This window comes from Ursidibacter arcticus, assembly GCF_009761375.1.
GTDB lineage: Bacteria > Pseudomonadota > Gammaproteobacteria > Enterobacterales > Pasteurellaceae > Ursidibacter > Ursidibacter arcticus.
This window is the reverse complement of the sequence record NZ_LEKM01000211.1, coordinates 1-7,735: the sequence shown is the minus strand read 5'-3', so window position 1 is coordinate 7,735 and position 7,735 is coordinate 1. Positions and strand designations below refer to the sequence as shown.

Sequence of the window (7,735 nt, the reverse complement as noted above, 5' to 3'; positions counted from 1 at the left end):
CGCCAATACATTGAGCAACAGCAAACACTCGATTAGTTAGGTTTGAAACGGCTATGTCGTTTGTGCCTTACATCTCCGCCCTGAAGGACGGAGTTTTACGGCACGGGGTTTGATAAAAATGCTTTAACAGAACAGTTAAAGCATTTTTTATATAACTAAGTTTTATCTACTTTGTCTAAATAAATCCATCACTACCAACCCAATGCTTACTAATAATAATGATGAACTTAACCATAATGGCATTTGTTCAAATTGCCAGAATGTACCTGAGATTATTAAAGCCAGTAATAAGGTTCGTATTAAGCTAGAATGATTTTTTTGGTTCTGTAAACTTTGGTTTATTTCACTTAAACGTAGATTGATCTGCTTTTGTTGTTGCAGTGCTTGAAAAACGGTTTCAGGAAATTCCGCAAAATGTTCTCTAAACTGTGGCAAACGTTGTTGAACCTGACGGAACATCGCTTTTACACCTACTTGTTCATTTAACCAATCTTGTAGGAATGGTTTTGCTGTTTGCCATAAATCTAGCTGTGGATAGACTTGCCTGCCTAATCCTTCAATATAGAGTAAGGTTTTTTGTAGCAATACTAATTGCGGTTGCACTTCCATATTAAATTCACGAGCGACATTAAAAAGATTCAGCAAAACGTGTCCGAATGAAATTTGAGAAAGTGGTTTTGCAAAAATAGGCTCACAAACTTCTCGGAATGCTTGCTCAAAAGCATCAATATCGGTATCGGCAGGCGTCCAGCCTGATTCAACGTGCATTAATGCGACTCGGCGATAATCTCGATTAAAAAATGCCACAAAACTTTCCGCTAAATAGCGTTTATCATTTTGGTTGAGTGTACCGACAATACCACAATCGATACCGATATATTGTGGATTTTCTGGGTGATTAGGATTTACAAAAATATTTCCAGGATGCATATCTGCGTGGAAAAAACTATCTCGAAATACTTGAGTAAAGAAAACTTGAACACCACGCTCGGCAAGTAGTTTCATATCCGTTCCATTAGCTTGAAGCTCCGCAATATTGGCTACGGGAATACCATAAATTCGTTCCATTACAATAACGTTTTTATGGCAAAAATCTTGATACATTTCAGGAACATATAACATTTCACTGTTTGCAAAATTATTGCGTAAACGTACCGCATTAGCCATTTCTTTGCGTAAATCTAGTTCATCTAATAAGGTTTTTTCATATTCTCTAACTACTTCGACAGCTCTTAAACGTTTGCCATCGTTGGAAAGTTTGGGGATCCAACTTGCTAAACGATACATTAATGCTAAGTCCTCAAAAATGATTTGATGAATATCAGGTCGAATGACTTTAAGGACAACTTCTTTGCCAGCAAGAGCTTGTTGTTGATTAAATTTTGCAGTATGAACTTGAGCAATAGAAGCTGATGCTAGGGCTGTTTCATCAAAGTCATCAAACCACGTTTCTAATTTACCACCTAGTGCTTGCTCTATAAGCTGGCGAGCAAGTTTCCCATCAAAAGGTTCAACAGAATCTTGTAATAAGGCTAATTGGTCGGCAAGCTCTGCATCAAATAGATCTCGGCGAGTTGAAAGCATTTGCCCAAGTTTGATCCAGACAGGACCAAGTTCTTGTAGTGCTAAACGGAGCCTGACACCAAAAGGCTTATCTGGATATTGGTTTTTTACCCAAAAAAGCGATTTACGCCCTAAATGCAATGAACGAGTAAGGCGAATATTGGGAATAACTTCATCAACGCCGTAGCGTAAAAAAGTATGAATAATATGATAAAGACGGCGAAGGTTTTTGATGTTCATTAGAGTCCACGTATTGCAAATTGTTGTTCTAATCTATCCGCTTGTTGAGCTAATTCAGAGACTTCATCGTAGAAATTTACTGCTTCCAGACGATGTACTAAAACAGGGCGTTCATTCATTAAGTTATCTACTAACTGTTCGCTATTACGTTTAACTTGTTGATTTACTTTATTAAATAAACCTTTAATTAAATTAGTTGAAACCTGTGCAGCAACGTCTCCAAACAGTGGGGATAATAACTCAGCAGGATCTTTCTCTAATTGATCAAGTAGGTCGGTAAATTGTTGCAAAACTTGAATATCACCATTTAGTATCAGAGTTTTATTATTGATTAACTCGGTTAATTTGCTTTTATCCGCTAATTTCAGCAACGCACTTGGGGCAAGTTCAATACTACAATCAGCATTACCTTCATACTGCTGAAGCCAATCTGTTCGATTTTCACTAAAGAGAATAAAACAGCTTATTTCAGGTTGATTTAATGTTATTTTAAGCATTTTCCCGACAAGTTTGCGTAAAATAGGCAATGTATGGGGTGAACGGGCAATGATTCCGTTAAATGCCGTTTCAGTTGCCCCGATTGCAAATTGGGAAAGCATAAGATGTTGAAAAAGCGGGGAGTTTTGCATTTTTTTAGCCTTAAGATTGAACAATGATATTAAAACTTATAACCACGATGCAATGCGACAATTCCAGCACTCAAATTGTAATAATTCACGCTTTCAAAGCCTGCGTTTTCCATCATTGCTTTTAGTTCATCTTGTTTAGGGTGCATTCGAATAGATTCGGCTAAATAACGGTAGCTTTCGCCATCATTAACCACAACTTCACCCACTTTAGGTAAAATGTTAAACGAGTAGAAATTATAGACTTGGCTGATTGGGTCAATAATAGGTTTAGAAAATTCAAGGACTAATAAGCGTCCACCTGGTTTTAAAACTCGAAACATTGAACGTAGAGCTTTATCTTTATCTGTAACATTGCGTAAGCCAAAACTGATGACAATGCAGTCAAAGGTATTATCTGCAAAAGGCAGTGCTTCAGCATTAGCTTGTACATAATTAACATTGCCGACCACACCTAAATTACGCAGTTTTTCCCTTCCGACTTCTAGCATTGAACTGTTAATATCGGCTAACACAACTTCTCCAGTTTCGCCGACAATACGCGAAAATTTTGCAGTAAAATCCCCAGTACCGCCTGCTAGATCTAAGACTTTATGCCCTTTACGCACACCACTACAATCAATTGTAAAACGTTTCCAAACTCGATGGATACCAAACGAGAGTAGATCATTCATTAAGTCATATTTCCCAGCTACGCTGTGGAAAACATTGGCGACTAATTGTTGCTTTTCTTCTTTGGCAACGGTCTTAAAGCCGAAGTGGGTGGTTTCTTTTTCTGATGGTTTGGAGAGAATTGGGTTTTGTGCTTGCTCTGTTTCGTTCATTGTTGGAAATCTCACTCAAAAAATTGGGCATACCATAACAAAAAAGCGGTCTGATTTCCTTAAAATTTTGCAAAATCTGTTAAGATAGCCAAAATTCTTTCAATATAACGATAATAAATATGAAAACCTTAATTCTTTATTTAACTCGAGATGGTCAAACGCAGAAAATCGCTGAGAAAATAGCGAGTGAACTTCAACAAAATCAAGCTGATGTCAGCATATTATCTTTGCGAGAAAATCCAAATCTCAGTACAGATTACTTACAACAATTTGGGACTATTGTGGTTGGTGCGTCGATCCGCTATGGGCATTTTGATCCGCTACTTACTCAATTTATCAATCAACATTATGCACTGTTAAATCAGAAAAAATCTGCATTTTTCAGCGTTAATCTCACCGCTCGCAAAGCAGACAAAAACAGCCCTGAAACGAATGTTTATACTCGAAAATTACTTGCTCGTATTAAGTGGCAACCTGATTTAGTTGAAGTAATGGCTGGAGCGTTATTTTATCCCCGCTATCGTTGGTTTGATCGAATAATGATCCGTTTTATTATGAAAATTACGGGGGGAGAAACGGATACGAGCAGAGAATATGAATATACAGATTGGTGTAAGGTGGCAACGTTTTCGCAACAAATTCGTAAATTAAGTTAAAATTATTAGGTGTTTTTATCACTTCATTTATAATTGATGGTCGCTTTTATAGCGTTGATTTTTTATTTAAGGAACTAAAATGAGTATTTTAAAAGAATTCCGTGAATTTGCGGTAAAAGGTAATGTTGTTGATTTAGCTGTCGGTGTTATCATCGGTGGTGCTTTTGGTAAAATCGTTTCATCTTTAGTAAGTGATGTTGTAATGCCACCGATTGGTTTACTCATTGGCGGTGTTGATTTCAAAGATTTAGCTATCGTATTAAAAGAAGCACAAGATGGTGCAGAAGCTGTAACATTAAAATATGGTGCATTTATTCAAAACGTATTTGATTTCTTAATTATTGCAATGGCTGTATTTGCAATGGTTAAAGTGATCAATAACCTGAAGAAAGCTCCTGCTCCAGAACCTGAAAAAGCACCAGAGCCAACAGCAGAAGAAAAATTATTAACTGAAATTCGTGATTTATTGAAAAAATAATCTAATCTCAGACGGCTGACAGATTTGTTCTTTTATTTTTTCAGCAATCAAAATCCCACAGCCTAACCGCTGTGGGATTTTTGCAAAAAACAGAGCTTATCCTACCGCTTGCCATTCCGCTAAACGGGCATTTCCCCAAATTTTTTCACCTTATTTTTGCTCCAATAAATCACAATATTATTGATGATAATCAATTCTATTTGTTATCAATTTCGGTATAAAGTTGTTTTCTATTTTTAGATAGGATCACTTGAATGATAACAACGCAACAATGGCATCCGAGCCAAGCAGCTCCGACTGCCTTTACTGATCGGAAATCCTTAATGCCTATTTGGGGTGGGCAAAATATCCCTGAGAATGAATGGCTATCTCTTTGGAATGAAAAAGTACCTTATTCCCTGACACAAGATGCTCTTGCTTATCTGCATATTCCATTTTGTGCAGGACATTGCGTATTTTGTGGTTTCTACCGCAATGCTTGGAAAGAAAGTTATAGTCAAATTTACACCGATAAACTGATCTCAGAATTAGCTAATGAAGCTCAATTACGCCGACAATCTCAAGGAAAAATCCAAGCTGTCTATTTTGGTGGCGGAACACCTACCGCTTTAGCAACCGAAGATTTGGTTCGTTTAATTCGAGCTTGTTATCAATATTTACCATTAGCTGATGATTGTGAATTTACATTAGAAGGGCGGATTAGTCATTTTGATCTAGAAAAAGCCCAAGCCTGTATTGATGCAGGGGTTAATCGAATTTCTATTGGTATTCAAACGTTTAATTCAGCCCTGAGAAAAAGAATGGGGCGTAAGCATAGCGGAGAAGAGGCTTATACTTATTTACAACAACTATGTGACTTAAATGCGGTTATTGTGGCTGATTTAATCTTTGGTTTCCCTAATCAAACCGATGAAGTATGGGCCAATGATATTGCAACAGCCAGTACTTTAGCACTATCGGGTTTAGATATTTATGCTTTTAATTGCTATCCATTTTTACCAATTAACCGCTTAATTCAAAAAGGAACGCTACCGCCTCCACAACCTTTCGCAGTTCAATCTCAACATTACGCTTATGCCGTTCAACAATTATTAGCAAAAGGCTGGCTGCAAGTAAGTAATAATCACTTTGCTTATCCTGATCGTAGAGAACGTAATCGTTATAACACTTTAGTAAAATCAGATATATCTTGTCTGGCTTTTGGCTCAGGTGCTGGCGGTAATTTTGGCGGAATGAGCTATCAAGTGCAGGGGGATTTACAACGTTATTTAGAAACGCCAAGCGAGCAAAAAGCTCTCTCCTTTATGAGCCAACACGGACAACATAAAAAATTGTTATCGCAAACGCAATATAGCTTAGAGCTTGGTTTTTTAGAGCCATCACTTTTTGCAGATAATCCGCAAGCTCAAGATTTATTACTAGAATGGCAAAAGCAATCTTTGTTACGCATTGAAGCAGATAAAATTTATCTGAATACGAGTGGACGTTATTGGTCGCCGACTTTAGTCCGCCAGTTGATGATGACACTACCAAATGACTAAACTCCGAAAGATAAAGTATATTCAAGCGGTCGGTTTGTTAGTTTTTTTTGCAAAAATCCGCTACAATCCCACCGCTTGTTAATGGCTCATTTTGAGCCTTTTTATTTTCAGGAATTAGAATGCTAAACCAAGTTTCACAAAGTCTGCTACTCCCTAGTGGGCTACAATTATCTGATCTCACTAAGGTGCTAGATCATTTTTCCACTCGTCATATTGATTATGCCGATCTCTATTTTCAATTTAGCCAAGACGAAAGTTGGTCTTTGGAAGATAGCATTATCAAAGAAGGCGGATTTTATATCGACCGTGGCGTTGGTGTGCGAGCGGTTTCGGGTGAGAAAACAGGTTTCGCCTATGCGGATCAGATTTCACTTCCACAGCTTGAGCAATGTGCAATGGCAGCTCGTAGTATCACTCAAGAAAGTGGCTCATTATTGATTTCTCCTTTCAAAGAAACACAAGCCATTAAGCGTTATGCATCAATCAATCCGCTAGATACACTCAGCCGAGAACAGAAAGTTGAGTTGTTACATTTGGTAGATAGAGTAGCTCGAGCGGAAGATCCACGAGTGATTCAAGTGAACGCGAGTTTATCTGCCGTTTACGAAGAAATGCTTGTTGCCGCAACAGATGGCACTTTAGCAGCAGATATTCGCCCACTCGTTCGCCTATCTATTTCTGTTTTGGTCGAACAAAATGGTAAACGGGAACGTGGTGGAGCAGGTGCTGGTGGGCGTTTTAGTTTAACGTGGTTCTTTGAGCCACATCACACAGGCGATAGCCGAGCCGTTTATTTAGCAAAAGAAGCCGTTCGACAAGGTATCGTCAATTTAGGGGCAATAGCTGCCCCAGCAGGATCTATGCCAATTGTACTGGGTGCTGGTTGGCCAGGAATTTTATTACACGAGGCAGTTGGACACGGTTTAGAAGGCGATTTTAACCGTAAAGAATCTTCTTTATTCACTGGCAAAATTGGCGAGTTAGTCACTTCTCCATTCTGTACAATTGTTGATGACGGTACAGTTGCCAATATGCGAGGCTCAATTACCGTTGATGATGAAGGTGTGCCTTCACAGCGTAATGTATTAATTGAAAACGGCATATTAAAAGGCTATATGCAAGATAAACTTAATGCTCGTTTAATGGGTGTTGCCCCAACGGGAAATGGTCGCCGAGAGTCTTATGCACATTTACCAATGCCAAGAATGACAAACACCTATATGACTGAAGGCGAACACGAGTTTGATCAGATGATTGAATCGGTGGAATTTGGGCTTTATGCTCCACACTTTAGCGGTGGGCAAGTTGATATTACATCGGGTAAATTTGTGTTTTCTACCGCAGAAGCCTATCTAATTGAGAAAGGAAAAATAACCAAGCCTGTTACAGGTGCAACATTGATTGGGAGTGGCATTGAAGCAATGCAACAGGTTTCAATGGTGGGTAAAAAAATGGAGCTTGATCTAGGTATCGGCACTTGTGGTAAAGAAGGGCAAAGCGTGCCTGTCGGAGTCGGACAACCTACGGTAAAATTAGATAAGATTACTGTTGGGGGAAGAGGGTAGAGCTTATCGTTCTAGATAAGTAAATGTATGTTTAACCCTGTACTATTTGGCTGTATTGATATGGGTGTAATGGGTAAATTAGCAATCATTTTATCCATTACACCCTTTATTTATGTTTTACAGCATAAGCACTGTTACAATTTTATTTAAAAGCGACCCGTTAGACTCAACTCTGCACCATAGCGTTTTGAGCCGTAAATGCCACGCTCAATATAAGGTAGAACACTCACTTCCATATTCGG

At 38.4% G+C, this 7,735-nt stretch carries 6 protein-coding genes and 1 pseudogene; 4 read left to right on the top strand and 3 right to left on the bottom strand.

Features of this window, described 5'->3' with window-relative positions:
* Positions 1-162: 162 nt before the first annotated feature.
* The 3 genes from ubiB to ubiE are packed head-to-tail and all read right to left on the bottom strand — an operon-like array spanning position 163 to position 3,253.
* Positions 163-1,803 (bottom strand): ubiquinone biosynthesis regulatory protein kinase UbiB, encoded by a 1,641-nt coding sequence (ubiB, locus tag A1D25_RS10210; RefSeq protein WP_157395572.1) that lies wholly within the window; start codon positions 1,801-1,803, stop codon positions 163-165.
* Complete coding sequence (locus A1D25_RS10205) at positions 1,803-2,432, bottom strand: ubiquinone biosynthesis accessory factor UbiJ (protein WP_157395571.1); 630 nt, start codon at positions 2,430-2,432, stop codon at positions 1,803-1,805. Before A1D25_RS10205 ends, ubiB begins: the two co-directional genes overlap by 1 nt.
* 29 nt (positions 2,433-2,461) lie before the next feature.
* Positions 2,462-3,253 (bottom strand): bifunctional demethylmenaquinone methyltransferase/2-methoxy-6-polyprenyl-1,4-benzoquinol methylase UbiE, encoded by a 792-nt coding sequence (gene ubiE, locus A1D25_RS10200; RefSeq protein WP_157395570.1) that lies wholly within the window; start codon positions 3,251-3,253, stop codon positions 2,462-2,464.
* A 119-nt stretch (positions 3,254-3,372) separates the two neighbouring features.
* Between ubiE and hemG the strand changes: the two genes are divergently transcribed.
* From hemG to tldD, 4 genes and pseudogenes are all read left to right on the top strand, one after another.
* Positions 3,373-3,909, top strand: coding sequence for a menaquinone-dependent protoporphyrinogen IX dehydrogenase (gene hemG, locus A1D25_RS10195; protein ID WP_157395569.1), 537 nt, complete (start codon positions 3,373-3,375; stop codon positions 3,907-3,909).
* Positions 3,910-3,988: 79 nt separating this feature from the next.
* Positions 3,989-4,387: a large-conductance mechanosensitive channel protein MscL gene (gene mscL, locus A1D25_RS10190; RefSeq protein ID WP_157395568.1), complete on the top strand. Its 399-nt coding sequence runs from the start codon at positions 3,989-3,991 to the stop codon at positions 4,385-4,387.
* Positions 4,388-4,641: 254 nt separating this feature from the next.
* Positions 4,642-5,925: pseudogene (hutW, locus tag A1D25_RS10185) on the top strand (heme anaerobic degradation radical SAM methyltransferase ChuW/HutW); the annotation flags it as partial.
* A gap of 122 nt (positions 5,926-6,047) precedes the next feature.
* A complete protein-coding gene (gene tldD / locus A1D25_RS10180; protein ID WP_157395566.1) occupies positions 6,048-7,493 on the top strand; it encodes a metalloprotease TldD in 1,446 nt (481 codons plus the stop codon).
* Positions 7,494-7,735: the final 242 nt, after the last annotated feature.

What these genes read in the sequence shown, in the direction of transcription:
- ubiB (WP_157395572.1), bottom strand. Translation starts at nt 1,803, where the DNA reads ATGAACATCAAAAACCTTCGCCGTCTTTATCATATTATTCATACTTTT.
- A1D25_RS10205 (WP_157395571.1), bottom strand. Translation starts at nt 2,432, where the DNA reads ATGCAAAACTCCCCGCTTTTTCAACATCTTATGCTTTCCCAATTTGCA.
- ubiE (WP_157395570.1), bottom strand. Translation starts at nt 3,253, where the DNA reads ATGAACGAAACAGAGCAAGCACAAAACCCAATTCTCTCCAAACCATCA.
- hemG (WP_157395569.1), top strand. Translation starts at nt 3,373, where the DNA reads ATGAAAACCTTAATTCTTTATTTAACTCGAGATGGTCAAACGCAGAAA.
- mscL (WP_157395568.1), top strand. Translation starts at nt 3,989, where the DNA reads ATGAGTATTTTAAAAGAATTCCGTGAATTTGCGGTAAAAGGTAATGTT.
- tldD (WP_157395566.1), top strand. Translation starts at nt 6,048, where the DNA reads ATGCTAAACCAAGTTTCACAAAGTCTGCTACTCCCTAGTGGGCTACAA.